The following is a 25,483-nucleotide window of genomic DNA, read 5'->3' on the forward strand; positions in this document are numbered from 1 at the left end:
GATAATACAAAGTGAAAGGGTCGGAAAAGGGAAAACCGTGACGGCCTGCGCCGTCACGATCGGAGGATTACAGCAGTTCTGCCAGCATCTTCTCAAGTTTGCCCTGATCAACGGCAAAGTTGCGGATGCCTTCTGCCAGCTTCGCCACCGCCATCGGATCCTGGTTGTGCTGCCACAGGAACTCAGACTCGGTCATGCGGGCCGGACGCGCTTTCACTTCACCGCTGTAGCTCAGTTTACGCTCCAGGGTTCCTTCGCTCTCGGCCAGCTCTTTCAGCAGCGCAGGCGAAATGGTCAGACGGTCACAGCCAGCCAGCTCGATGATTTCGCCGGTGTTACGGAAGCTGGCGCCCATCACGACGGTTTCATAGCCGTGCTGCTTGTAGTAGTTATAGATTTCAGAAACAGAAACCACGCCGGGATCTTCGTGTGCTGCGTACTCTTTTTTGTCGGTGTTGGCTTTGTACCAGTCGAGAATACGACCCACAAACGGAGAGATCAGGAAAACGCCCGCTTCGGCACAGGCACGCGCCTGAGCGAAGGAGAACAGCAGCGTCAGGTTACAGTTGATGCCCTCTTTTTCCAGCTGCTCCGCGGCGCGGATACCCTGCCAGGTTGAGGCCAGTTTGATCAGGATGCGGTCATTGCTGATACCGGCATCGTTGTAGAGTTTGATCAGACTACGGGCTTTATTGATGCTGCCTTCGGTGTCGTAAGAGAGACGCGCATCCACTTCGGTCGAAATACGGCCCGGGATCAGTTTGAGAATTTCCAGACCAATGTTTACGGCCAGCTTGTCAGAAACCAGCTGCAGCTGCTCATCTTTATCGCTGCTCTGCTCACGCGCCCAGCCGATCGCTTCATCGATCAGTTTACGGTATTCAGGGATTTGCGCGGCGTTAAGAATCAGAGAAGGGTTAGTCGTGGCATCCTGCGGCTGATACAGCTTCATGGCTGCGATATCACCGGTGTCGGCAACGACGGTGGTGAGCTGACGCAGGGAGGTAAGTTTGTCCGTCATGTTCTTTTCTCTTAGTTAACTGTCAGTGTGAAAAAAGGCTGTTGCGATAATATCACGCGCCAACGGTGGCGCAAGGTCAGGGAATGCCGTTTACGATAGCGCGAACAAATAGGTGTGATTCGTCATTCTTTGCGGCTTTTTTGCTACACTGCGGAGCCTGATAAGCCGCCAATATCCTGTTAAAGCAGGCATTAAACGAGGAAGCAACTATGTTGATGGTGATCTCTCCCGCCAAGACGCTGGATTATGACAGCCCGCTGGCGACAACCCGCTATACCCAGCCTGCGCTGTTAGAAAAGTCACAACAGCTGATTGAGATTGCGCGTGACCTGTCACCGGCCAGCATCGCCTCGTTAATGGGCATCAGCGACAAACTGGCGCACCTGAATGCCGAGCGGTTTAACAGCTGGCAGCCCGACTTCTCGCCGCAGAATGCCCGCCAGGCGATTCTGGCGTTTAAAGGCGATGTTTATACCGGTTTGCAGGCGGAGACGTTCAGCGATCAGGATTTCGATTTTGCCCAGCAGCACCTGCGTATGCTGTCTGGCCTGTATGGCGTGCTGCGCCCACTCGATCTTATGCAGCCTTACCGGCTGGAGATGGGCATTCGGCTGGCGAATCCGGCAGGTAAAGACCTCTATACCTTCTGGGGTGACCTCATCACCGAAACGCTGAACGCCGCGCTGGCGGAACAGGGCGACAACGTCCTGATCAACCTCGCCTCAGATGAATATTTCCGGGCGGTCAGACCGAAAGCGCTACAGGCGCAGATGATTAAGCCGGTGTTCCTGGATGAGAAAAATGGCAGCTACAAAGTCATCAGCTTCTACGCCAAAAAGGCGCGCGGCCTGATGAGTCGCTATGTGATTCAGGAGCGCCTGACAAAGCCGGAGCAGCTTAAGGCGTTTGATCTGGAAGGCTACCGTTTTGATGCAGTCAGCAGCAGCGAAAGCGAGCTGGTGTTCAAGCGCGCGGAGCAGTAGCCCCGCGCGTCTTCTCTTTCCCGCAGCCGGGAAAGATTATTTCAGCAGGAATGCCCGCAGCGCGGCAAAGTCCGCCTGCATCTGGTGCGACAGCAGCGGGAGTTCCGCACGCTCCGCCAGCTCCGGCGGCAGCGTCAGGGTCTGCTCAAGGATCGCTTCCACGCTTTCACGGAATTTGGCCGGATGGGCGGTGCCAAGGAACAGGCCATACTCGCCCTCCTGCAGCTGATCGCGCAGCAGACGCCAGGCGATGGCGGCGTGGGGCTCAGAAATGTAGCCAATCTCAGCCAGTTCACGCATGGCGGCACGGGTGGTTTCGTCAGAGACCGCACCGCAGGCCAGGTCGGTCAGCCGCCAGGTTTTACGGCGGAACAGCTCTTCCACACGCGGCCAGTTGTTCGGCTGGCTGACATCCATCGCATTCGACAGGGTCGCGACCGTCTGGTTAGGCTGCCACTCGCCGTTTCCGAGGAAGCGCGGCACCGTGTCATTGGCGTTAGTGGCGGCGATAAAGCGCTTGATCGGCAGCCCCAGTGATTTCGCCAGCAGACCCGCCGTTAAATCCCCGAAGTTGCCGCTTGGTACGGAAACCACCAGCTGATTGCGTTTTTCCTGCGGCAGCTGCGCCACCGCTTCAAAGTAGTAGCAGATCTGCGCCAGCAGGCGGCTGATGTTGATGGAGTTCGCTGAGTTCAGGCCAATCGTCTTTTTCAGCACTTCATCATCGAACGCCTGCTTGACCAGCGCCTGACAGGCATCGAAATCGCCGTCGATGGCGATAGTTTCGATGTTGCCGCCCAGCGTACAGAAGAGTTTCTCCTGCAACGGGCTGATCTTGCCCTGTGGATAGAGGATCACCACACGCACATTCTCCATGCCGTAGAAGGCGTGGGCCACGGCCGCACCGGTATCACCGGAGGTCGCGGTCAGAATCGTGATCTGCTCGTCTGAACCGGAAACATAGGAGAGCATCTGCGCCATAAAACGGCCGCCGAAATCTTTAAACGCCAGCGTCGGGCCGTGGAACAGCTCCAGACAGGCCACATCTTCACTGACCGCTTTGACCGGTGCCGGAAACGCAAACGCGGCTTTAACACGCTCATGCAGCTGTTCGGCCGGGATCTCATCACCAATATAAGCCGACAGAATTTTGCTGCTGCGGCTGACAAAATCCATCTCCAGCATCGCGTCGATGTCTGTCAGTTCAAACTCCGGCAGTTCCAGCGGAAAGAACAGACCCTGCTGTGATCCCAGACCCTGTTTCACCGCCTGGGCGAAGCTGACCTGCTCGTTGTGATCCTTAAGATTGTAGAGTTTCATGCGTTATCCCAATTGTCGTGCGCCAGCCGTGTCGAGACGGCAGATATGGACGAAGCCTTCATCGTTCTGCAGATAGTGCTGGCTCAGCCAGTCAGCCATCCGCTGTGCCGTTTCCATCTGATTGCAAACGGCGAAAAGTGTCGGACCAGAGCCTGAGATACCGCACGCCAGTGCGCCGATATCGTTGGCCGCCTGTCGCGCCTCGGCGAAGCCCGGCAGCAGTCTGGTGCGATAAGGTTCAGCAATGACATCCTGCATAAGTTTAGCGGCCAGCAGCGGCTGACGCGTGTGGCAGGCGTGAATGAAGCCCGCCAGCAGGCGGCCATGCTTGATGCACTCCTCTTTGCGGTACTGCGCCGGTAAAATCGCGCGCGCTTCGGCGGTCGAGACTTTAATGCCCGGATAGGCCATGACCCACAGCCAGTCATCAAAGCCGGGCACGGCCTGACTGATAATCTCATTCTCCTGCAGCATCAGCTGAATGCCCCCGAGGAAGCAGGGCGCTACGTTATCGTAATGAACGCTGCCGGAGATGCGCCCTTCCAGCTCGCCCATCAGCGTCAGCAGGGTGCTGTCATCAAGGGGCTTACCGCAGAATTCATTCATCGCGACCAGACCGGCCACCACCGAGCAGGCGCTGGAGCCCAGCCCGGAGCCGATGGGCATGTTCTTCTCCAGCGTCATCGCCACCGGAATCTCTTTGCCTACCGCCTCGCAGAAGCGCTGCCAGCACTGATAAACGATGTTCTCTTTAGGATCGGCGGGCAGCTTACTGACAAAACGTCCGGCGTTGGTCAGTGAAAAGTGCTCTGCCGCCTCCACGGAGACGCAGTCACCCAGCAGGGAACCGTCCACCGGCGAAACCGCCGCGCCCAGCACATCGAAGCCGACGCTGACGTTACCAATCGAGGCCGGTGCGTAAATTTTTACCATTTTTAAACTCCCAACTTCCATGACAGCGTGCGCAGCAGGTCGGCAAAGACACCGGCCGCTGTCACATCATTTCCTGCACCGTACCCGCGCAGCACCATCGGGATCGGCTGATAGTAGCGGCTGTAAAATGCCAGCGCATTCTCGCCATTTTTCACCTTAAAGAGCGGATCGTTGCTGTCTACGGCGTCAATTCTGACTTTGCAGATGCCGCCCTCTTCGATCACGCCGACATAGCGCAACACTTTACCCGCATCACGCGCCTGCGCAACCCGCGCGGCAAAGGCGTTGTCCAGCTCGGGCAGGCGCTGCATAAACTGCTCAACGTCTGCAATGTCGGTCAGGCTGGCGGGCAGCAGCGGCTCAATCTCAATATCCGTCAGCTCCAGCTGATGACCCGCTTCACGCGCCAGGATCAGCAGCTTACGCGCCACGTCTGTGCCGGCGAGATCGTCACGCGGATCGGGTTCGGTAAAGCCCATCTCCCGCGCCATCTGAGTCGCCTGAGACAGGGAGACGCCTTCATCCAGCTTGCCGAAGATAAAGGAGAGCGAGCCAGACAGAATGCCGGAGAAGCGCAGCAGCTCATCACCCGCATTCATCAGGTTCTGCAGATTTTCGATCACCGGCAGACCGGCACCGACGTTAGTATCATAAAGGAATTTGCGGCGCGATTTGGCTGCGGCGGCACGCATCTGCTGGTAGTAGTTCCAGGATGAGGTGTTAGCCTTTTTGTTCGGCGTCACCACGTGGAAACCTTCGCTGAGAAAATCGGCATACTGATCGGCGACCGCCTGGCTGGAGGTACAGTCCACAATCACCGGATTAAGCAGATGATACTCTTTGACCAGCCGGGTCAGGCGCGCCAGATTGAAAGGCTCTTTGGCTTCGCTTAATGCCGCTTCCCAGTGGCTCAGATCGATGCCGTGAACATTCGTTAACAGCGCATGCGAGTTGGCGATGCCGCAGACCCGCAGGTCGATATGCTTCTGCTTCAGCCACGCCTGCTGGCGATGTAACTGATCCAGCAGCGCACCGCCGACGCCGCCGACGCCCACCACAAAGACTTCGATAACCTGATCGGTGGCGAACAGCATCTGATGCACCACGCGCACCCCGGTGATCACTTCATCGTTGTTAACCACGACGGAGATGGAACGTTCAGAGGAGCCCTGCGCAATCGCCACGATATTGATGTTGGCGCGCGCCAGCGCCGAGAAGAATTTGGCTGAGATGCCGCGCAGGGTGCGCATGCCATCGCCCACCACCGAGATCACCGCCAGATTTTCAATGATATCCAGCGGGTCCAGCAGGCCATCTTTCAGCTCCAGATAGAACTCCTCTTCCAGCACCTGACGCGCCCGCGCCAGCTCGCTCTGCGGCACGCAGAAACTGATACTGTATTCAGACGAGGATTGGGTGATCAGCACCACGGAAATGCCGGTGCGCGACATCGCCGCAAACACCCTGGCCGCCATTCCGACCATCCCTTTCATGCCGGGACCGGAGACGTTAACCATCGCCATGTTATTCAGGTTGGTGATGCCTTTCACCGGATTCTCATCCTGCTCGCCTTCTGCCCCAATCAGGGTGCCGGGCGCCTGCGGATTGGCGGTGTTTTTGATCAGGCACGGGATCTGGAACTGTGCGATAGGCGCAATGGTGCGGGGATGCAGCACCTTGGCGCCGAAATAGGAGAGCTCCATCGCTTCCTGATAGGACATCGATTTCAGCAGGCGCGCATCCGGCACCTGACGCGGATCGCAGGTATAGACGCCATCGACATCGGTCCAGATTTCACAGCAGTCGGCGCGCAGACAGGCTGCCAGTACGGCCGCCGAGTAGTCTGAGCCATTACGGCCCAGCACCACCAGCTCACCACGCTCGTTGCCGGCGGTAAAGCCCGCCATCAGGATCATATTCTGCGGCGGGATCTGGCTGGCTTCGATGCGACGGGTCGATTCGGCGATGTCGACGGTGGACTCCAGGTAGTGACCGACAGCGAGCAGCTTCTCTACCGGATCGATCACGCTGACCTCATGACCGCGTGCCTGCAGCAGCGCTTCCATAATGGCAATCGAGAGTTTTTCACCGCGGCAGATGATCGCCGCATTGACGCTGTCCGGGCACTGCCCCAGCAGGCTGATGCCGTGCAGCACCTGCTTCAGCTGCGCAAACTCCAGGTCCACGCGGGTTTTCAGCCGCTCATATTCAAAGCCAGGCTGTGACTCAGCGAGCCCCTGCAGCAGCTCGCTGAAGATGCGCTCAGCGTCGCTGATATTCGGCAAAGCGTCCTGACCACTGATGGTTTTTTCAATCATCGCCACCAGGTGGTTAGTGATCTTTGCTGGCGCAGAGAGCACGGTTGCAACCTGTCCTTGTTGCGCATTACTTTCCAGAATGTCAGCGACGCGAAGAAACCGTTCCGCATTCGCTACCGAGGTCCCGCCGAATTTCAGCACTCGCATGATATAAACTCTCCTGAATTTAAGCCGAAAAAAAAGCCCGCACTGGTTAGGTGCGGGCTTTTTTTCTGTTTTTCCTGTATGCGTCAGCCCGCACCGTTACCTGTGGTAATGGTGATGGTAATAATTGTGGTGTTCAGGCTGATTTTACGCATTGAGATTTTTTTCTGTCTGTCTTTGTCTGTCCGTCTGGCATCCAGAAGTAAAGCAAAGCGCACATTAAGTCAACCCGATTTGTCCGGCGGGCCCGTTTCCCTGACTGCGCAGAGCCACCGGCGAAATCGTAAAACGCTCTTTGATCGTTTGCGATGCTGAACTTCTCTGCGATCTGTTACTGCAAAATCAGATTTTCGCCGAGGATTAATCTGCGAGTTTTTTTTCAATATCGTGCAGCAGACGATGCAGCATCGCCGTGTCGCGCTGTTCCAGCAGCCCCACCCGCTGATCGATCCAGTCAGAGAGTTTCTCATCATCACTCACCTCCAGCTGCGCCAGCAGCTGATGCAAGCGCTGCCGCAGCGCCTGCAACTGCTGCCCGTCTGCGGCGGCGGTAAGCGGAGCCTCAACCTGATTCAGCTTCGACAACTGATAGCAGTAGACCATCACCGCCTGGCCGAGATTGAGTGACGGATAGTCATTCGCCATCGGGATGCCGGTCAGCAGATCGACCTGCTCCAGCTCCTCATTGGTCAGCCCGCTGTCTTCGCGGCCAAATACCAGCGCCATACTCTTTACCCACTGACGCTTCTCCAGCAGCTGTGTTTCAACCTGCTCTGGCGTGGCGTAGTAGCGAAACTTTGCCCGGCTGCGCGCAGTGGTGGCGACGGAGAAGTCGATGTCAGCTAATGCGTCAGCCAGCGTTGCAAACGTCTGGACGTTATCGAGGATCTCACCCGCGCCATGCGCGACCCGGCGCGCGGCCGGGTCCTGCCAGGCGTCGCTGGCGACAATGCGCAGCTGGCTGAAGCCCATGGTTTTCATGGCGCGCGCCGCAGCGCCGATATTTTCTGGCCGCGCGGGCGAGACGAGAATCAGGGGGAAGAGCATATTTATTCCATTGGTCCATTTACATAACGCCATATTAACATGACTGTTCAGGATTCAGCGGGCGGAAGCGAATAAGAAAAGCGGTGATTAACATTGTTAAAACCGGTTAAAAAAAGCGATCCGAATCTTTTTACCGGCGAAGCGGCCTTTATTAAAGAAACCACTATTAATACATTTAAGTTCAACAGGATAGAATGTGATTACCAGTGGGTTTCATTTTGGAACCGAAGCGTGAAAAATGTAATGAAAATGATGCTTTTTGTGAGCTAAACGGGCAATCTACGAGAAGTTTTTCACAAAAGTGTTAACGTGCTACAATTGCATTTGATATAAGTCAACGAAGCGTTGTTTTTATGCTTATCGGTTGTAGTTGGTGCTGTTAGGTTGCTGTTAATGCAGTTAGGATATGCGCCATTATCATTCTCGCCTGGGGCATGCAATTTTCATCCTGACTGGCTGAGCTAATACTGTTGTTGACGTTGATAGATGGCTTATCAAAATATGATTTCGTACAACGGTTCAGCGCGGCCCGCTGCTCTCGATGATGGAGAACGCCATACCGCTGTACGCCCTGTTTTCAATTTGTTGGCAAATTTTAGGTAGCTAAACATGCAGACCCCGCACATTCTTATCGTTGAAGACGAACTGGTCACGCGTAACACCCTCAAGAGCATCTTCGAGGCAGAAGGTTATGTGGTGTATGAGGCGACTGATGGTGCAGAAATGCATCAGGTGCTGACCGACAATGACGTTAACCTGGTGATCATGGACATCAACCTGCCGGGTAAAAACGGCCTGCTGCTGGCCCGTGAACTGCGCGAACAGGCCAATGTCGCCCTGATGTTCCTGACCGGCCGTGACAACGAAGTTGATAAAATTCTCGGTCTGGAAATTGGCGCTGACGACTACATCACCAAACCGTTCAATCCGCGTGAGCTGACGATTCGTGCCCGTAATCTGCTGTCGCGCACCATGAATCTCGCCATGCCGGGCGAAGAGCGCCGTCAGGTTGAGAGTTACAAATTCAATGGCTGGGAGCTGGATATCAACAGCCGCTCACTGATCAACCCGAACGGCGAGCACTATAAACTGCCACGCAGTGAGTTCCGCGCCATGCTGCACTTCTGCGAAAATCCGGGCAAGATTCAGACCCGTGCCGATCTGCTGAAAAAAATGACCGGCCGTGACCTTAAGCCGCACGACCGCACCGTGGATGTGACCATCCGTCGTATTCGTAAGCATTTCGAATCGACGCCGGACACGCCTGAAATCATCGCCACCATCCATGGTGAAGGTTACCGCTTCTGCGGCGACCTGCATGAGTAAGCTGCGGTAAGCCTGAAAAAAACGCCCCTGCGGGCGTTTTTTTTATGTTCAGTGCCACGGCATAATCGGCACGGCGCTGATCGCATTCTTCGGTGAACCATCGACGACCTTATCGGAGTAGGTCAGATAGACCAGGGCGTTACGCTTTTTATCGAAGAAGCGCACCACCTGCAGCTTTTTGAAGATCAGCGAGGTACGCTGGCGGAAGACCACCTCCCCCTCCGCTTTGCCCTGCGCGATTTTCTCACTCAGCTCCACTGGCCCAATCTGCTGGCACGAAATCGCCGCATCGGAGGTATCCTCAGCCAGCCCCAGCCCGCCTTTAATCCCACCGGTCTTCGCCCGGCTGATATAGCAGGTTACATTTTTAACATCCGGATCGTCGAAGGCTTCAACGACAATCTTGTGGTCAGGCCCGAATATCTTAAACACCGTGTCGACAGAGCCGATCTGTTCGGCGAGCAGCGGGCTGGAAAAGGTCAGTGCGGTCAGCGCAGCGAGGATAAGACGAGGTCTTGTCATGGGGTTACCATTGCAAATTGAATAGATGAACATGTAATGTACTGTCAATCGATATAATGACAAAACCAAAACGGGTTATGCCCGCACTGATTTAGCACAATCTTCCCCGGAAAACGGCCCACGTCTTTTGAGCAATGAGTGCTAATATTCTTCGATGCATTTAGCTGCACCACCAGAGTATGAGGATGTTTTATGGACCAAGCCGGTATCATTCGCGATTTGCTTGTCTGGCTGGAGAGCCATCTGGATCAACCCCTTTCACTGGACAACGTTGCCCAGAAAGCCGGTTACTCTAAATGGCACTTACAAAGGATGTTTAAAGACGTGACCGGACATGCGATCGGCGCCTATATCCGGGCGCGTCGCCTGTCTAAAGCGGCGGTGGCGCTGCGCCTGACCAGCCGTCCGATTCTGGACATCGCACTGCAGTATCGCTTTGATTCACAACAGACTTTTACCCGCGCCTTCAAGAAGCAGTTTGCGCAGACGCCGGCCTGGTATCGTCGCGCTTCCGACTGGAATTCCTTCGGTATTCGTCCCCCTATCCGTCTGGACAATGAGACGCAGCCGGAACCGACCTTCGTCACCCTGCCGGAAACGGTGCTGGTGGGTCAGACCCAGAACTACACCTGTATTCTGGAGCAGATTTCCAGCTACCGTGACGAGATGCGGATTCACTTCTGGAAGCAGTTCCTGCTGGAAACGGATACCGTGCCGCCGGTGCTGTATGGCCTGCATCAGGTGCGCGCCAGCCAGGAAAAAGATGACGAGCAGGAGATCCTCTACACCACAGCGGTGCCGGCTGACAGCGCGGGCAGCCTGCACTCCGGTCAGAACGTCATTCTGGAAGCGGGCGATTATGTGCAGTTCACCTACACCGGCCCGCGCGTCAACCTGCAGGAGTTCATCCTGCTGCTCTACGGCACCTGCATGCCGACGCTGGGGCTGACCCGCCGTCAGGGGCAGGATATTGAACGCTTTTATACCCACGGCGGTAAAAAGCGTGCCGAGCCGCCGACAGAGATCCGTTGCGAATATCTGATTCCGATTCGCCGCCAGACCCCGGTCAGCTGATATTCAGGCTGCCGTCCTCACGACGGCGGCCTGCAGACCTTCAGCGCTGCAGCTCGTCGAGTGCGGGCGCATCCAGATGGGAGATATCGCCCGCCATCTCCACAATCCACCCTTCGGCCAGCCAGGCGCTCTGCTGATAATCGACCCGCGAGAGCGAGCAGTTTCGCAGACGCAGCCGGCGTTCCGCCCAGGCAGGCAGACCGAGAATGGTGCTGACCAGCGATCCCAGCGCCATACCGTGACTGACCAGCAGCGGACGGCTCCCGGCCGGCAGGTCGAGACAGGCATTCAGCGCGGCGTGCATGCGCGCTGCCAGTTCGGACATGGACTCCCCTTCCGGGATGCGCCCGCCTTCGGTGCCGTTCACCAGCGTGGCACGCCACTGCTCTTCTGCGGCGGTTAAGCCATCCAGCGGACGCTTCTCCAGCACGCCCATATTGAGTTCCCGCAGGCGCGGATCGAGCGTCACCGTGCAACCACAGGCATCCGCGATAATCTCCGCGGTGCGGCGCGTGCGGCCGAGATCGCTGGTGATAACGTGGGTAATACCCAGATGTTTCACGCGTTCACTCACCTGATGCGCCTGCTGTTCACCTTTTTCCGTCAGCGGACTGTCGGACTGCCCCTGAATGCGACGTTCCGCATTCCAAACCGTTTCACCGTGACGAACAAGATAGACCTGTAACATAGTAGTTTCCGTTATACTGCGACCAGAATCGCCTTAGAGCCTGTCTGTAGCCTGATGGGCCAGGCGCTTAACCATCTGAGGGTTCAATTAATTATGTACCATGTTGTCGCAGCCACCACCAATCCAGCGAAGATTCACGCGATTGCGCAGGCATTCAACGACGTTTTCGGAGAGGGATCCTGCCATATTGAAGGGGTCGGGGTCGATAGTGGTGTTGCCGCCCAGCCGCTGAGCCACCTCGAAACACGAACGGGCGCACGTCAGCGCGTAATGAATGCCCGTCAGGTGCGGCCTGAAGCGTCATTCTGGGTGGCGATTGAGGCGGGGATCGAAGAGGACAGCGCCTTTGCCTGTATCGTGATAGAGAATCAGAAGCAGCGCGGCGAATCGCGGTCAGCCAGCTTCACGCTGCCGCCAGCGGTGCTGGCGGGTCTGCGCGAAGGGCGGGAGCTGGGCGAAGAGATGGCGCGGTTAACCGGCATTGAAAATATCAAACATCAGGGCGGGGCTATCGGGGCGTTCACGCAGGGCCTGCTCAGCCGCGCCAGCGTCTATCATCAGGCCCTGATTCTGGCGCTCTGCCCGTTTGTTCATCCGCTCTATCAGTCGTAATTACTCGCCGTCCAGATGCGCCTGCAGCCAGCGTTTCAGCTCCGGCGGCGCCTCTTTCAGACTGTTAGAGCCACGGGTGATGGTGGCGATACCCACGCCAAGTTCGTTTTTCAGCTCGCGCTGGCTCATCTCCCCCTTCATCAACTCTTCGATAATCCGCAGTCGTGTGCCAAACGCTTCCCGCTCATCCGCCGTCATCATCAGTTGCATCAGGGGCAGCGCGTGACCATCGGCAAAGGCCTGCTGCATCAGCCTGACAAAGCGCTGCCAGCTATCGTCGGCCGGAGGGGTTTCGGCTGAAGGGGAATGAGAATGGGTCATGAAGAGGCTTCCGTACTCGCTAAAGAGTACGGAAGCTTAGCACAGCTAGTAACGGCGATTCCACTCACCATCTGACAGGATTTTGTCAGGCTTGCCCATGAAGTGACGATAGTAGGCGTCATAGGCCAGCACGTTCTTCACGTAACCGCGCGTTTCAGAGAACGGAATGGTCTCGATAAACGCCACGGCGTCGAGATTACCTGCACTGGTTTTCAGCCAGCTTCGCACCCGGCCCGGACCGGCATTGTATGCCGCAGAGGCGAAAATCCGGTTCTGGTCAAACTGCTGGTAGACATACTCCAGATACTGGGTACCAATCTGAATATTGGTTTCCGGATCGAGCAGCTGACTGCTGTTGCTGTAGCCGGGGATGTCATACATCTTCACGGTGTGCGCCGCGGTGGCAGGCATGATCTGCATCAGACCACTCGCCCCGACCGGCGAGCGCGCTTTCGGGTTCCAGGCACTCTCCTGACGCGAAATCGCCATCGCATAGCTTGGCGGAATCTGCTTCACCTGGGTGTTGCGCTCGTAAACGCTCTGCCACGCCAGCGGGAACCGCTCTTTCAGACTGTCCCACATTTTGGCCGTGATCGTGGCCTGCACGCTGAGATCCCACCAGTCCTGCTCATTGGCGTAGCGCGCCAGCATCTGCTGCTGCGTATGTGTGCGGCTGCCGATCAGATTGCTCCACTCGCTGCGCGCCAGGTTATCCAGCCCCCAGTACATCAGTTCACGGACGCGCGCCAGCTCGGGGCCCTGCACCGTAGCACTGTCAGGCTTCGGTGCTTCATCAATCTGCAGCGGATAATCCACCCCCAGACGCTGAGCGGCCACCATCGGATAGAAGCCACGCGCCTGCATCAGTTTACGCAGGATCTCTTCCGCTTCCTCTTTGCGATCTTTCTCAAACAGCAGGTCAGCCTGCCAGTACTGCCACTCATCCTTCTCTTTGGCCTCCACCGGCAGACGGGCGATCCATGTGTTCAGACCGCGCCGATCGTGCTGCGACAGCGCCAGCCGCACCCGGCGTTCCACCAGCGCGGTGGACTCACTGTTCATCACCACCGCATCGCGCCAGCGTGCCTGTTCAGCGGTCAGATCGCTGCCCATCATGCGCCAGACCACGATCTCTTTCAGCGCCTGCTCATCTTCCGGCCCCATTTTCTGCGCCCGGACCAGAATCGGGATCAGGCTGCGGGCGTTTTCCATATCCTGCCGCGCCACGCGGGTAAAGGCGTAAATCGTCGCCTGGCGGGTAAAGTCGGTGGGTCCGACGGCGCTGGCGAAGGTGCTGACCGTCAGCGGGTCCTGCTGCAGCGCCTGCACCGCGTCAGACATGGTCTGATAATCTGCCGGCAGGGTTTTCGCCAGATAGCTCACCAGGCTGTCGTTACCCGCCTTCATCGCCAGACGGATACGCTCCAGGATTGTGATAGGTGAAAGCTGACCCGATGACTGCCAGACCGAGAAGAGCTTATCGCAGTCGGCAGGCAGCGCAGTGCCGCGCAGCCAGATCTGCTTCGCGCCATCAAACGCGGCCTGCTGCTGACCCGTGGCCCATTTGGCGTAGTACCAGTTGCAGCGCGCCTGCACCGGTTTCGGTTCGGTCGGGCTGAAATTCAGCACGCCCTGCCAGTCCTGCCGGTAAGCCAGCACATTGATAAAGCGGGTGCTGAGCGAGCGCGCAGGCGGCAGCGTGGGATACTGGCGAATAAAATTCTGTACGGCCAGGGCGGTCTCCTGATCGAGATCCTGTGCCAGCAGGCGATATTGCAGATAAGGATAGAGCGGATAATCCTGAAGCGTGGGCAACAGCTGCTCCACGGTAGCCATCTGATTGCTGTCCCACGCCTGTTTAATTTGTTGATAACGTTGCCGTTGTTGATCAAGCGAATCGGCCCATGCGCTGCTGGCCGTACCGACCAGGCAGATCCCTATCATCCAGTTACGCCACTTCACCACGTAAATCTCCTCTGTTGCTGGGCGCCGGCGAGTTGCCAGGCAGTCTTCATGCTAACCAGGGCATCAGACTCTTGCCATGTTCTTCACAATATTTACGCACGCGACGGTTAAACGCACCGTCATCGTTCAGCCTGCGCGCCGTCATTGTGCAAATAATCATCAGAAAAACTTATCACCTGTCACTTTAAGGCGTTGAATCATCAGCTTAAAAAAGTGGCACACCCTTTGCTCTGTTGAATTCCATCTTGTATACCAGCTGGAATCCTTCTTATGACTTCGACCACTGGCCTGACACTGCACGCCTGGCAACAACGCTACCAGCAGGCGCCACATCAGATTAGCGCATTGCTAAGCGCTCACCTTGCCGCCCTGGATCCCCAGGATAATGCCTGGATCATGCTGGCGACCCCGGATCAGCTGGCGGCTCAGATTGAACCGCTGCTGGCTCACTATCAGCGCGATCCCGCATCGCTGCCTCTGTTCGGCGTGCCGTTCGCGGTCAAGGACAATATCGATGTGGCAGGCTGGCCCACCAGCGCCGCCTGCCCCGCCTTTACCTATACCGCCAGCGAGGACGCGGTAGCGGTAGCCAGACTGAAAGCGGCCGGGGCCGTGGTCATTGGTAAAACCAACCTCGATCAGTTTGCCACCGGTCTGGTCGGCACCCGCTCACCTTTTGGCGCGGTCAGTAACACCTTTGATCCCGATTATGTCAGCGGCGGCTCCAGCTCCGGCTCGGCCTCGGTGCTGGCGCGCGGACTGGTCGCCTTTTCCCTGGGCACCGATACCGCCGGTTCGGGCCGCGTCCCGGCCGGTTTCAACAATATCGTTGGCCTGAAGCCGACCAAAGGCTGGTTCTCTGCGCGCGGCGTCGTGCCCGCCTGCCGCCTCAATGACACGATTTCCGTGTTCGCCCTGACGGCAGAAGATGCCTGGAGCGTCGCCAGCGTGATCGGGGGCTACGATGCCGGCGACGCCTATTCGCGCGTGAATCCGCGCACCGCCCCCGCCAGCCTGCCGGTTCGCCCCCGCTTTGCCGTTCCTGACACGCCGGAGTTTTTCGATGATGCCGCCGCTGAAGCCGCCTGGGATCGGGCGCTGGAGGCCCTGCAGGCGAGTGGCGCGACGCTGCACCCCATCGACTTCACGCCGTTCCGGCAGCTGGCAGAGCAGCTCTACTACGGTGCCTGGGTTGCTGAGCGCACCGTGGCGGTAGGCGGGATGCTCGATCGCCCCACCGATATGGACCCGGTGGTGCATGAGATCGTCGCCAGCGGCCTGAAATACAGCGCCGTCGATGCCTACAAAGCGGAGTATCTGCGGGCCGGGCTGACGCGCCAGATTCAGCAGACCCTGGCGCAGTTCGACGCACTGGTGGTGCCGACCTCACCCACCATTCATACCCTCGCAGAGATGAAGCAGGAGCCGATTCACTACAACTCACAGTTTGGCACCTACACCAACTTTACCAACCTCGCTGACCTCGCCGCGCTGGCGCTGCCTGCGCCGTTCCGCAATGACGATCTCCCGGCGGGTATCACGCTGATTGCGCCCGCCTGGCACGACCGGGCGCTGGCTGAATTTGGCATCCGCTGGCAGCGCCAGCTGGCGCTGCCGCTGGGGGCAACTGGCCTGCCCTGCCCGCCGCCCGTCGCTCTCCCCGTCTCCCCCGATCATGTCCGGCTGGCTGTGGTGGGGGCACACCTCACCGGCATGCCGCTGAATTTCCAGCTCACCGAGCGCAGGGCGGTATGGGTGGAAGAGACAAAGACCGCCCCTCACTACCGCCTGTTCGCCCTGCTGGACGGGGCGATTAAAAAGCCCGGCCTGATGCGGGACGAACAGGGTGCCGCCATCACGGTGGAGCTGTGGGACATTCCGCTGGCACGCTTCGGCGAATTTGTGGCGGAGATCCCCGCCCCGCTGGGTATCGGCAGCCTGACGCTGGCGGATGGGCGGATCGTCAAAGGCTTTATCTGCGAAGGCGCTGCGCTGAACAGCGCGCTGGAAATCACCGAATCGGGCGGCTGGCGTAACTGGCTGACCTCACAGGGGAGTCACTGATCATGTTCACCACCGTACTGATTGCCAACCGGGGCGAGATTGCCTGCCGCGCCATTCGCACCCTGAAGCGTTTGGGCGTCAAAAGTGTCGCGGTCTACTCTGACGCGGATCGCAACGCGCAGCACGTTAAGCAGGCGGACAGCGCCATCGCCCTCGGCGGCGACAAAGCCAGTGACTCCTACCTGCGCATCGACAAAATTCTGGCGGCGGCGCAGCAGAGCGGCGCACAGGCGATCTGGCCGGGCTACGGTTTTCTGTCAGAAAGCCAGGCCTTTGCCGAAGCCTGTGAGGCGGCGGGCATCGCCTTTGTCGGCCCGACCGCGCAGCAGATTGGCGAGTTCGGCCTGAAGCACCGCGCGCGTGAGCTGGCGGCCAGTGCAGGCGTACCGATGACGCCAGGCACCCCGCTGCTCGCCTCGCTGGAGGAGGCGATTCAGGCTGCCGACGAGATTGGCTACCCGGTGATGCTGAAAAGCACCGCCGGTGGGGGTGGCATTGGCCTGACGCGCTGCGCCGACGCCGACGCACTCGCCAGCGCCTGGGAGAGCGTGCGCCGCCTTGGTGAGCAGTTCTTCAGTGATGCAGGCGTGTTTCTGGAGCGCTGCATCGATCGCGCCCGCCATATTGAGGTGCAGATTTTTGGTGACGGTAACGGCACCGTCGTCGCACTGGGTGAACGCGACTGCTCCCTGCAGCGCCGCAATCAGAAGGTGGTGGAAGAGACGCCCGCGCCCGGCCTTTCGCAGGAGACGCGCGACGCCCTGCTCGCCTCAGCGGTGCGGCTGGGCGAACAGGTGAACTACCGCAGCGCAGGTACCGTGGAGTACATCTACGACGTCAGCCAGCAGGCGTTCTATTTCCTTGAAGTGAACACCCGCCTGCAGGTTGAACATCCGGTCACCGAATGCGTCACCGGGCTCGACCTGGTGGCGTGCATGCTGCAGGTGGCGGCGGGTGATCCGGTGGAGTGGTCACGCCTGCAGCAGCCGCCTCAGGGCGCGGCGATCGAGGTGCGGCTTTACGCGGAAGATCCCCTGAAAAACTTCCAGCCCAGCCCTGGCCTGTTAACCGCGGTGAGCTTTCCTGACGGCGTGCGTGTCGACAGCGGCGTCGAAACCGGCAGTGAAGTCTCCAGCTTTTATGACCCGATGATCGCCAAGCTGATTGTGCATGCCGACAACCGTGAAGCGGCGCTGGAAAAACTGCATCACGCGCTGGATGCGACCCAGCTGTACGGTATCGCCACCAACCTCGACTATCTGCGCCAGATTACCACCAGCGAGGCGTTTCGCAGCGGCAACGTCTGGACGCGCTATCTCGACAGCGTGGTGCCTGCCGCCACCGTGGTGGAGGTGCTGCAGCCCGGCACCTTCAGTTCGGTGCAGGACTACCCCGGCCGCCTCGGCTACTGGGACATCGGGGTGCCGCCTTCCGGCCCGATGGATGACTTTGCGTTCCGGCTGGCTAACCGCATCGTCGGAAACCATGAGGCGGCGGCGGGGCTGGAGTTCACCCTGCAGGGCCCCACCCTGCGCTTCCACTGCGATGCGATGGTGGCGCTGACTGGCGCAGAATGTGACGCGCAGCTTGATGGCGAAGCGGTCAGTTACTGGCAGCCGCTGACGGTGAAAGCGGGACAGACGCTGACGATGGGACGCGCCCGCCAGGGCTGCCGCAGCTATCTGGCGGTGCGCAACGGCTTTGACGTGCCGGAATATCTGGGCAGCCGCAGCACCTTTTCGCTGGGCCAGTTTGGCGGTCACGCCGGACGCACCCTGCGCGTCGCCGACATGCTGCCAGTCTCACAGCCTGCGCGCGCCGCCTGCACCACACCGGCCCCGACTGGCGCGCCGCAGCCGCTTGATGCGTCGCTGATTCCGCACTACGGCAGTGAATGGCGTATCGGTGTGCTCTACGGTCCGCACGGCGCACCAGACTTTTTCACCCAGGCCGCCATCGACGAGTTCTTTGCCAGCGACTGGCAGGTGCACTACAACTCTAACCGCCTCGGCGTGCGGCTGGTCGGCCCGAAACCGACCTGGACCCGCGCCAACGGCGGTGAGGCGGGCCTGCATCCCTCCAACGTTCACGATTGTGAATATGCCATCGGTGCGGTCAACTTCACCGGCGACTTCCCGGTGATCCTGACGCACGACGGCCCGAGCCTCGGCGGCTTTGTCTGTCCGGTAACCATCGCCAGAGCCGAGTTGTGGAAAGTGGGCCAGGTCAAACCCGGCGACACCATCCGCTTCCATCCAATCAGCGCGGAGGAGGCGCTGGCGCGGGAAAACGCGCAGCGTCATCTGATTGAGACACTGCGCCCGGAACATCCCCCGGCCTTTGCCGTGCCGTCGCTGGCCGAAACCGCTCACGGCTCCGCCACGATTCTCGCCGCCCTCGACGCCACCGACACCACCCCGAAAGTGGTCTATCGCCAGGCGGGCGACAAATATGTGCTGATTGAATATGGCGACAACGTGCTGGATCTGGCGCTGCGTCTGCGCGTGCATCTGCTGATGAATGCGCTGACGGCGCAGGCAGAACCCGGCGTCGAGGAGCTGTCGCCGGGCGTGCGCTCGCTGCAGGTGCGCTACGACAGCCGCATCATTAATCAGTCCGCCCTGATGACGCTGCTGCTGGCGCTGGAGGCGACGCTGGGCGATGTCAGCACGCTGAAGGTGCCCTCCCGCGTGGTGTGGATGCCGATGGCCTTTGAGGACAGCGCCACGCTCGGTGCCGTCAGCCGTTATGAGGAGACGGTTCGCGCCAGCGCCCCCTGGCTGCCGAACAACGTGGACTTTATCCAGCGTATTAATGGCTTAAGCAGCCGGGAGGAGGTGCGCGCGACCCTGTTTGACGCCAGCTATCTGGTGCTGGGGCTGGGTGACGTCTATCTTGGCGCGCCCTGCGCTGTGCCGGTCGATCCACGCCATCGTCTGCTGAGTTCCAAATACAGTCCGGCGCGCACCTTTACCGCCGAAGGCACCGTCGGCATCGGCGGCATGTATATGTGTATCTACGGTATGGACTCGCCTGGCGGCTATCAGCTGGTGGGCCGGACGCTGCCGATCTGGAACACTTTCCTGAAAAATCCGCAGTTCGCGCCCGACGCGCCGTGGCTGCTGCGCTTCTTCGATCAGGTGCGCTTTTATCCCGTCAGTGAAGAGGAGCTGACCCGGCTGCGCGAAGATTTTCGCGAAGGTCGTGGCAGCCTGCGCATCGAAGAGACGCAGTTCGATTTTGCCGCCCACCAGCAGTTCCTCACCGATCACGCCGCTGAGATCGCGGCGTTCCGCCAGCGCCAGGCCGCCGCTTTTGAACAGGAGGTGCAGCTATGGGCGCAGGAAGAGCAGAGCGCGCCGCAGGCTGAGGAGGCGCTGGCCAGCGTCAGCGAGGAGCAGGAAAACGGCGTGGCGGTGCAGGCTGACCTCAATGGCAATATCTGGAAAGTGCTGGTGCAGCCGGGCGACGCGGTCAGCGCCGGTCAGACCCTGATCATCGTGGAAGCGATGAAGATGGAGCTGGCGATTGTCGCCCCGCAGGCCGGTCGGGTCACGCGTATCGCCTGCCAGGCGGGCCGCCCGGTCAGCCCGGGCGATAACCTGCTGTGGCTGGAATAAGGAGCAGCAATGACAAGGCAACCTCAATCCCCAAAAGCGCGCCCGGAGGCGCTGGCAGAGCGGGTCTATCAGGCGCTCAAGGCTGATATCTTCGCCTTTCGCCTGATGCCGGGTGACCGCTTCAGTGAAAGCGAAATCGCCGGACGGCTGGCGGTAAGCCGCACACCGGTGCGTCAGGCGCTGTTCCGGCTGGAGCGCGAAGGTTTTGTGGAAGTGTGGTTCCGCAGCGGCTGGCAGATCCGAAATTTTGATTTCGCCTGGTTTGAATCGCTTTATGACCTGCGCACCGTGCTGGAGTGCGAGGCGGTAAAACGCCTCTGCGCCCTGCCCGCCCCGCAGTGTACAGCCCTGTTAGCGGAGCTGAACCAGTTCTGGTGTGAAGCAGAGGCGCTCACCGAGGGGCTGGTGGTTTCGCAGCACGATGAGGCGTTTCACATGACGCTGGTGGCAGCGGCGGGCAACCCGGAGATGGCCCGCATCCATGCCGAACTCACGGAGAAGATCCGCATTATCCGGCGGCTCGACTTCACCCGCGACGACCGTATCTGCGCGACCTATCAGGAACATGCAGAGATTTTACAGGCGATTTTTCAGCAACAGACCACCGACGCGCAACGCATGCTGACCGACCATATTGCCGTCAGCAAGGCGGAAGTCAGGAAGATCACGTTGCATCGCCTGCAGCAGGCCCGGCTCCAGACCATCGAATAACACAACAACCACTCAGGGGTTCAGATGATGAAAAGACGTTCGTTGATCAAAGCTTTTGCGCTCTCCGCCACCGTTGTCAGCATGGGATTTGCCTGGAGTGCGCAGGCGGCTGACACCATCAAAGTGGGGATCATGCATTCCCTCTCCGGCACCATGGCGATTTCTGAAACGCCGCTGAAAGATGTGGCGCTGATGACGATCGATGAGATCAATGCCAAAGGGGGCGTGCTGGGGAAAAAGCTGGAGCCGGTGGTGGTAGACCCCGCCTCTAACTGGCCGCTGTTTGCCGAGAAGGCGCGGCAGCTGCTGACGCAGGATAAAGCGGCGGTGGTGTTTGGCTGCTGGACCTCAGTGTCACGCAAATCGGTGCTGCCGGTATTTGAAGAGCTGAACGGCCTGCTCTTCTATCCGGTGCAGTATGAAGGCGAAGAGATGTCGCCTAACGTCTTCTACACCGGTGCGGCGCCAAACCAGCAGGCGATCCCGGCGGTGGAGTATCTGATGAGCGAAGATGGCGGCAGTGCTAAACGCTTCTTCCTGCTGGGCACCGACTATGTCTATCCACGCACCACCAACAAGATCCTGCGCGCCTTCCTGCACAGCAAAGGCGTGGCGGACAAGGATATCGAAGAGGTCTATACGCCGTTTGGTTACAGCGACTACCAGACCATCGTGTCGAATATCAAAAAGTTTGCGGCTGGCGGCAAAACTGCGGTGGTCTCGACCATCAACGGCGACTCCAACGTGCCGTTCTACAAAGAGCTGGCCAACCAGGGGATCAAAGCCACCGACATTCCGGTGGTCGCCTTCTCGGTGGGTGAAGAGGAGCTGCGCGGCATTGATACCAAACCGCTGGTCGGCCAGTTAGCCGCCTGGAACTACTTCGAGTCGATCGACAACCCGACCAACGCGAAGTTTGTCGCGGACTACCGCGCCTACGCCAAAGCGCACAATCTGCCGAACGCCGCCACTGTGGTCACCAACGACCCGATGGAAGCGACCTATGTGGGCATCCATATGTGGGCCCAGGCGGTGGAAAAAGCGGGCACCACCGATGTCGACAAAGTGCGGGCCGCGATGGCCGGTCAGACCTTTAACGCCCCGGATGGCTTTACCCTGACCATGGACAAAACCAATCACCATCTGCACAAGCCGGTGATGATTGGCGAAGTGGAAGAGAACGGCCAGTTCAGCGTGGTGTGGCAGACCGACAAGCCGGTGCGCGCACAGCCGTGGAGCCCGTACATTGCCGGTAACGACAAAAAGCCCGATTACCCGGTAAAAACCGCGCAGTAAGCGCGCGGCAGACAGGCAGCGTCCATCGCTGCGAAGCGGCAGCACGGCTGTTTAATCCACCGTGCTGCCTCCCCCTGACGAGGCTCTCTTTATGACTCTATGCCGCTGCTTATTCAGCCTGCTGCTGCTGATGCCGCTGCTGGCCAGCGCCGGACCGGCGGCTGACTTTGCCGCCGCCAGCCGCAGCCAGCAGGCCACCCTGCTGCAGCAATGGGCCGCCGCGCCGGACAGCCAGCGCCTGCCGCTGCTGGAAGCGCTGCACGCCGAAACGGTCGTCATCGACCAGAACAAACAGCCCTTCAGCCAGCAGGGTACACAGCTGACACCGCTGGAGGGTGCGGCCCGGCCCGCCGGTAACCTGAAAAAACTCTTTATGAACAACCGGCTGCGCGTGCTGGTCAACAATGCGCTGGCCGCCCACCAGCTGGTGAGCAGTGATGCCGCGCTGCGCCTGCGTGCCGCGCAGCAGCTGCAGAATGGGGGGGTTGCCGACCAGCTGCCGCTGCTGACGCAGCGCCTCGCCGCCGAGCAGGATAGCCGGGTTCATGCTGCCTTAGCGCTGGCGCTGGCCAACCTGCAACTGGCAGACAGCAATCCGATGGTGCGCCTGCGTGCGGTCAATCTGCTGGGCGAGTCCAGCGATCCTGACACCCAGGCCAGCCTGCAACGCCTGACTCAGCCCGCAAATGAACCGGATGCCACGGTGCGGGCTGCGGCGGCGGACAGCCTGCAACAGATTCAGCAGCGGCTGCGGTGGGGCGATCTGCTGGGTCAGGCTTTCAGCGGCCTGTCGCTGGGATCGATCCTGCTGCTGGCCGCGCTGGGTCTGGCAATCACCTATGGCCTGCTCGGGGTGATCAATATGGCACACGGCGAAATGCTGATGCTCGGCGCGTACGCTACCTGGTGGGTACAGAGCCTGTTTCAGCAGTTTGCGCCGCACTACCTGGCCTGGTATCCGCTGCTGGCGCTGCCGGTCGCCTTCCTGGTCACCGCCGCCGTCGGTATGGCGCTGGAGCGCACGGTGATCCGCCATCTTTATGGCCGCCCCCTGGAGACGCTGCTCGCCACCTGGGGGATCAGCCTGATGCTGATTCAGCTGGTGCGGGTGCTGTTCGGGGCACAAAACCTGGAGGTAGCGAATCCATCGTGGCTGTCAGGAGGATTGCAGGTGCTGCCTAATCTGGTGCTGCCGTGGAACCGCATCGCGGTGATCCTGTTCGTGGTATTTGTGCTGGCGCTCACCTGGCTGCTGCTGAACCGCACCCGCCTGGGCATGAACGTGCGCGCCGTGACGCAGAATCGCGCCATGGCGGAGTGCTGCGGCGTGCCGACCGGCCGCGTCGATATGCTGGCGTTCGGACTCGGCTCCGGCATTGCCGGGCTGGGCGGCGTGGCGCTGTCGCAGCTGGGCAACGTCGGCCCGGAACTGGGCCAGGGCTATATCATCGACTCGTTTCTGGTGGTGGTGCTGGGTGGCGTCGGCCAGCTGGCGGGCACCGTGGTCGCCGCCTTCAGTCTGGGCATTCTGAACAAAGTGCTGGAGCCGCAGATTGGCGCGGTCCTGGGCAAGATCCTGATTCTGGTGCTCATCGTGCTGTTTATTCAGAAACGTCCACAGGGGCTGTTTGCGGTGAAAGGAAGGGTGACTGACTGATGACGCAACCTATCACGCTTCGCGTGGCGCGCACCGCCCCACGCGTGACCCTTACCCTGGGCCTGGTCATCACCCTGGCGCTGCTGGTGATGCCGTTTCTGGCGCTGCTGCCCGCCACACATCCGCTGGCGATCTCCACCTACACCCTGACGCTGGTCGGCAAAATCCTCTGCTATGCGGTGGTCGCCGTTGCGCTGGATCTGGTGTGGGGCTACGCCGGCCTGCTGTCGCTGGGCCACGGCCTCTTTTTTGCCCTGGGCGGCTACGCCATGGGCATGTACCTGATGCGCCAGGCCGCCGGGGAAGGCTTGCCCGCCTTTATGTCCTTTCTCTCCTGGCGTGAGCTGCCCTGGTTCTGGGCTGGCACCAACTCCTTCGCGTGGGCGCTCTGTCTCAGCATGCTGGTGCCGGGCCTGCTGGCGCTGCTGTTTGGCTTCTTCGCCTTTCGCTCAAAAATCAAAGGCGTCTACTTTTCGATTATGACGCAGGCGCTGACCTACGCGGGCATGCTGCTCTTCTTCCGTAACGAAACCGGTTTTGGCGGCAACAATGGCTTTACCGGCTTTACTACCCTGCTCGGCTTTTCGGTCACGGCGACCCCGACCCGTATCGGACTGTTTGTCGCCACGGTGCTGCTGCTGCTGCTGAGCCTGGCGATCGGCTTCGCCCTGGCGCGCAGCAAATTCGGCCGGGTGCTGACCGCCGTGCGGGATGCGGAGAACCGCCTGACTTTCTGCGGTTACGATCCGCGCGGCTTCAAGCTGTTTGTCTGGACACTCTCTGCGGTGCTGTGCGGTCTGTCCGGGGCGCTCTATGTGCCGCAGGTCGGCATCATCAACCCTGGCGAGATGTCCCCCGCCAACTCGATCGAAGCGGCGATCTGGGTGGCGCTGGGCGGACGCGGCACGCTGATTGGCCCGCTGCTGGGCGCAGCGATCGTTAACGGCGCGCGCAGCTTCTTCACCGTCGCCTTCCCGGAATACTGGCTCTTTTTCCTGGGCCTGATGTTTATCCTGGTCACGCTGTTTCTGCCGCACGGCGTGATTGGCCTGCTGCGCCGGAGAAAAAAATGAGTGATGCCCTGTTTACCCAACCCCAGTTAGCGGATCGCCACCGGGTGCAGCGCGATCCGGTGCTGCAGCTCGATAAGATCAGCGTCTCCTTTGAAGGCTTCCGGGCGCTGACCGATCTCTCGCTGCAGATCGGCGTCGGTGAGCTGCGCTGCGTGATCGGCCCCAACGGCGCGGGCAAAACCACGCTGATGGATGTGATCACCGGCAAAACCCGGCCGGATGCAGGCCGGGTGATCTACGACCAGGACAGCGATCTGACCCGTCTGTCTCCGGTGGCGATCGCCCGCGCCGGGATTGGCCGTAAGTTCCAGAAACCCACGGTTTTCGAAGCGCTGACCGTGTTCGAGAATCTTGAGATCGCCCTCAGGGCCGACAAATCGGTGTGGGCCTGCCTGCGCGCCCGCCTCAACAGCGAGCAGCGCGACCGGATTGATGAGGTGCTGAAGCTGCTGCGGCTGGGCGGCGAGCGCCAGCGCCGGGCGGGCCTGCTGTCGCACGGTCAGAAGCAGTTTCTGGAGATTGGCATGCTGCTGGTGCAGGAACCGCATCTGCTGCTGCTGGATGAACCGGCGGCGGGCATGACCGATGCGGAAACGGCCTACACTGCCGAACTGTTTCGCAGCCTGGCGGGGAAACACTCGCTGATGGTAGTGGAGCACGACATGGGCTTTGTGGAGACCATCGCCGACCACGTTACGGTGCTGCATCAGGGACAGGTGCTGGCGGAGGGATCGCTGCGCGAGGTGCAGGCCAATGAGCAGGTTATCGACGTTTATCTGGGGCGCTGA

Annotated in this window: 21 protein-coding genes and 1 other annotated feature; of the genes, 11 read left to right on the top strand and 10 right to left on the bottom strand. The window is 59.8% G+C overall.

Annotated features, from left to right (window positions below):
* Nucleotides 1-67: 67 nt before the first annotated feature.
* Nucleotides 68-1,021, bottom strand: a complete 954-nt coding sequence (tal, locus tag OJ965_RS17980) for a transaldolase (protein ID WP_009092233.1) — start codon at nucleotides 1,019-1,021, stop codon at nucleotides 68-70.
* A gap of 209 nt (nucleotides 1,022-1,230) precedes the next feature.
* On the opposite strand from tal, the gene yaaA reads away from it, so the two are divergent.
* Nucleotides 1,231-2,004, top strand: a complete 774-nt coding sequence (gene yaaA / locus OJ965_RS17985) for a peroxide stress protein YaaA (protein ID WP_009092234.1) — start codon at nucleotides 1,231-1,233, stop codon at nucleotides 2,002-2,004.
* A 36-nt stretch (nucleotides 2,005-2,040) separates the two neighbouring features.
* On the opposite strand, the gene thrC is transcribed toward yaaA, so the two are convergent.
* The 5 genes from thrC to OJ965_RS18010 form a co-directional block, all read right to left on the bottom strand.
* Nucleotides 2,041-3,324 carry a threonine synthase gene (thrC, locus tag OJ965_RS17990; RefSeq protein WP_009092235.1) on the bottom strand — a complete coding sequence of 428 codons (1,284 nt, stop codon included), beginning with the start codon at nucleotides 3,322-3,324 and terminating at the stop codon, nucleotides 2,041-2,043.
* A 3-nt stretch (nucleotides 3,325-3,327) separates the two neighbouring features.
* Nucleotides 3,328-4,257: a homoserine kinase gene (gene thrB / locus OJ965_RS17995; RefSeq protein ID WP_009092236.1), complete on the bottom strand. Its 930-nt coding sequence runs from the start codon at nucleotides 4,255-4,257 to the stop codon at nucleotides 3,328-3,330.
* A 2-nt stretch (nucleotides 4,258-4,259) separates the two neighbouring features.
* Nucleotides 4,260-6,722 (bottom strand): bifunctional aspartate kinase/homoserine dehydrogenase I, encoded by a 2,463-nt coding sequence (gene thrA / locus OJ965_RS18000; protein WP_265137249.1) that lies wholly within the window; start codon nucleotides 6,720-6,722, stop codon nucleotides 4,260-4,262.
* 26 nt (nucleotides 6,723-6,748) lie between these two features.
* Nucleotides 6,749-6,867 (bottom strand) — a sequence feature (Thr leader region).
* Entirely contained in the window at nucleotides 6,806-6,874 is a 69-nt protein-coding gene (thrL, locus tag OJ965_RS18005) for a thr operon leader peptide (protein WP_111209051.1), read from the bottom strand. Its footprint overlaps the feature before it by 62 nt.
* A gap of 205 nt (nucleotides 6,875-7,079) precedes the next feature.
* Entirely contained in the window at nucleotides 7,080-7,766 is a 687-nt protein-coding gene (locus OJ965_RS18010; protein ID WP_009092238.1) for a tRNA/rRNA methyltransferase, read from the bottom strand.
* A gap of 609 nt (nucleotides 7,767-8,375) precedes the next feature.
* On the opposite strand from OJ965_RS18010, the gene arcA reads away from it, so the two are divergent.
* On the top strand, nucleotides 8,376-9,092 hold the full coding sequence (gene arcA / locus OJ965_RS18015) for a two-component system response regulator ArcA (protein ID WP_009092239.1): 717 nt from the start codon (nucleotides 8,376-8,378) through the stop codon (nucleotides 9,090-9,092).
* Nucleotides 9,093-9,140: 48 nt separating this feature from the next.
* Here arcA and creA read toward each other — a convergent pair whose 3' ends face one another.
* Nucleotides 9,141-9,614 (bottom strand): protein CreA, encoded by a 474-nt coding sequence (gene creA, locus OJ965_RS18020; protein ID WP_009092240.1) that lies wholly within the window; start codon nucleotides 9,612-9,614, stop codon nucleotides 9,141-9,143.
* A gap of 192 nt (nucleotides 9,615-9,806) precedes the next feature.
* Here creA and robA point away from each other — a divergent pair, with 192 nt between their 5' ends.
* The gene (robA, locus tag OJ965_RS18025; RefSeq protein WP_009092241.1) at nucleotides 9,807-10,688 is read left to right on the top strand and encodes an MDR efflux pump AcrAB transcriptional activator RobA; all 882 of its coding nucleotides are present in this window, start codon (nucleotides 9,807-9,809) and stop codon (nucleotides 10,686-10,688) included.
* 40 nt (nucleotides 10,689-10,728) lie between these two features.
* Here the strand turns inward: robA and gpmB are convergent, their stop codons facing one another.
* The gene (gene gpmB / locus OJ965_RS18030; protein WP_046101183.1) at nucleotides 10,729-11,376 is read right to left on the bottom strand and encodes a 2,3-diphosphoglycerate-dependent phosphoglycerate mutase GpmB; all 648 of its coding nucleotides are present in this window, start codon (nucleotides 11,374-11,376) and stop codon (nucleotides 10,729-10,731) included.
* A 93-nt stretch (nucleotides 11,377-11,469) separates the two neighbouring features.
* Between gpmB and yjjX the strand changes: the two genes are divergently transcribed.
* The gene (gene yjjX / locus OJ965_RS18035) at nucleotides 11,470-11,988 is read left to right on the top strand and encodes an inosine/xanthosine triphosphatase (protein ID WP_265137252.1); all 519 of its coding nucleotides are present in this window, start codon (nucleotides 11,470-11,472) and stop codon (nucleotides 11,986-11,988) included.
* Here the strand turns inward: yjjX and trpR are convergent, their stop codons facing one another.
* Complete coding sequence (gene trpR, locus OJ965_RS18040; RefSeq protein WP_058957753.1) at nucleotides 11,989-12,309, bottom strand: trp operon repressor; 321 nt, start codon at nucleotides 12,307-12,309, stop codon at nucleotides 11,989-11,991.
* 45 nt (nucleotides 12,310-12,354) lie between these two features.
* Entirely contained in the window at nucleotides 12,355-14,274 is a 1,920-nt protein-coding gene (sltY, locus tag OJ965_RS18045) for a murein transglycosylase (RefSeq protein WP_009092246.1), read from the bottom strand.
* A 270-nt stretch (nucleotides 14,275-14,544) separates the two neighbouring features.
* On the opposite strand from sltY, the gene atzF reads away from it, so the two are divergent.
* The 7 genes from atzF to urtD all read left to right on the top strand — a co-directional run bounded on the left by atzF (nucleotide 14,545) and on the right by urtD (nucleotide 25,483).
* Entirely contained in the window at nucleotides 14,545-16,338 is a 1,794-nt protein-coding gene (gene atzF / locus OJ965_RS18050) for an allophanate hydrolase (RefSeq protein ID WP_046101181.1), read from the top strand.
* A 2-nt stretch (nucleotides 16,339-16,340) separates the two neighbouring features.
* A complete protein-coding gene (uca, locus tag OJ965_RS18055) occupies nucleotides 16,341-19,958 on the top strand; it encodes an urea carboxylase (protein WP_265137255.1) in 3,618 nt (1,205 codons plus the stop codon).
* Nucleotides 19,959-19,967: 9 nt separating this feature from the next.
* Nucleotides 19,968-20,669: a GntR family transcriptional regulator gene (locus OJ965_RS18060; protein WP_154928474.1), complete on the top strand. Its 702-nt coding sequence runs from the start codon at nucleotides 19,968-19,970 to the stop codon at nucleotides 20,667-20,669.
* Nucleotides 20,670-20,696: 27 nt separating this feature from the next.
* Complete coding sequence (urtA, locus tag OJ965_RS18065) at nucleotides 20,697-21,965, top strand: urea ABC transporter substrate-binding protein (RefSeq protein WP_046101286.1); 1,269 nt, start codon at nucleotides 20,697-20,699, stop codon at nucleotides 21,963-21,965.
* 91 nt (nucleotides 21,966-22,056) lie between these two features.
* Entirely contained in the window at nucleotides 22,057-23,622 is a 1,566-nt protein-coding gene (gene urtB, locus OJ965_RS18070) for an urea ABC transporter permease subunit UrtB (RefSeq protein ID WP_265137257.1), read from the top strand.
* A complete protein-coding gene (gene urtC, locus OJ965_RS18075) occupies nucleotides 23,622-24,695 on the top strand; it encodes an urea ABC transporter permease subunit UrtC (protein ID WP_265137259.1) in 1,074 nt (357 codons plus the stop codon). Before urtB ends, urtC begins: the two co-directional genes overlap by 1 nt.
* Complete coding sequence (urtD, locus tag OJ965_RS18080) at nucleotides 24,692-25,483, top strand: urea ABC transporter ATP-binding protein UrtD (RefSeq protein WP_009092253.1); 792 nt, start codon at nucleotides 24,692-24,694, stop codon at nucleotides 25,481-25,483. Before urtC ends, urtD begins: the two co-directional genes overlap by 4 nt.

The organism is Pantoea anthophila, from assembly GCF_026104315.1.
Lineage (GTDB): Bacteria > Pseudomonadota > Gammaproteobacteria > Enterobacterales > Enterobacteriaceae > Pantoea > Pantoea anthophila.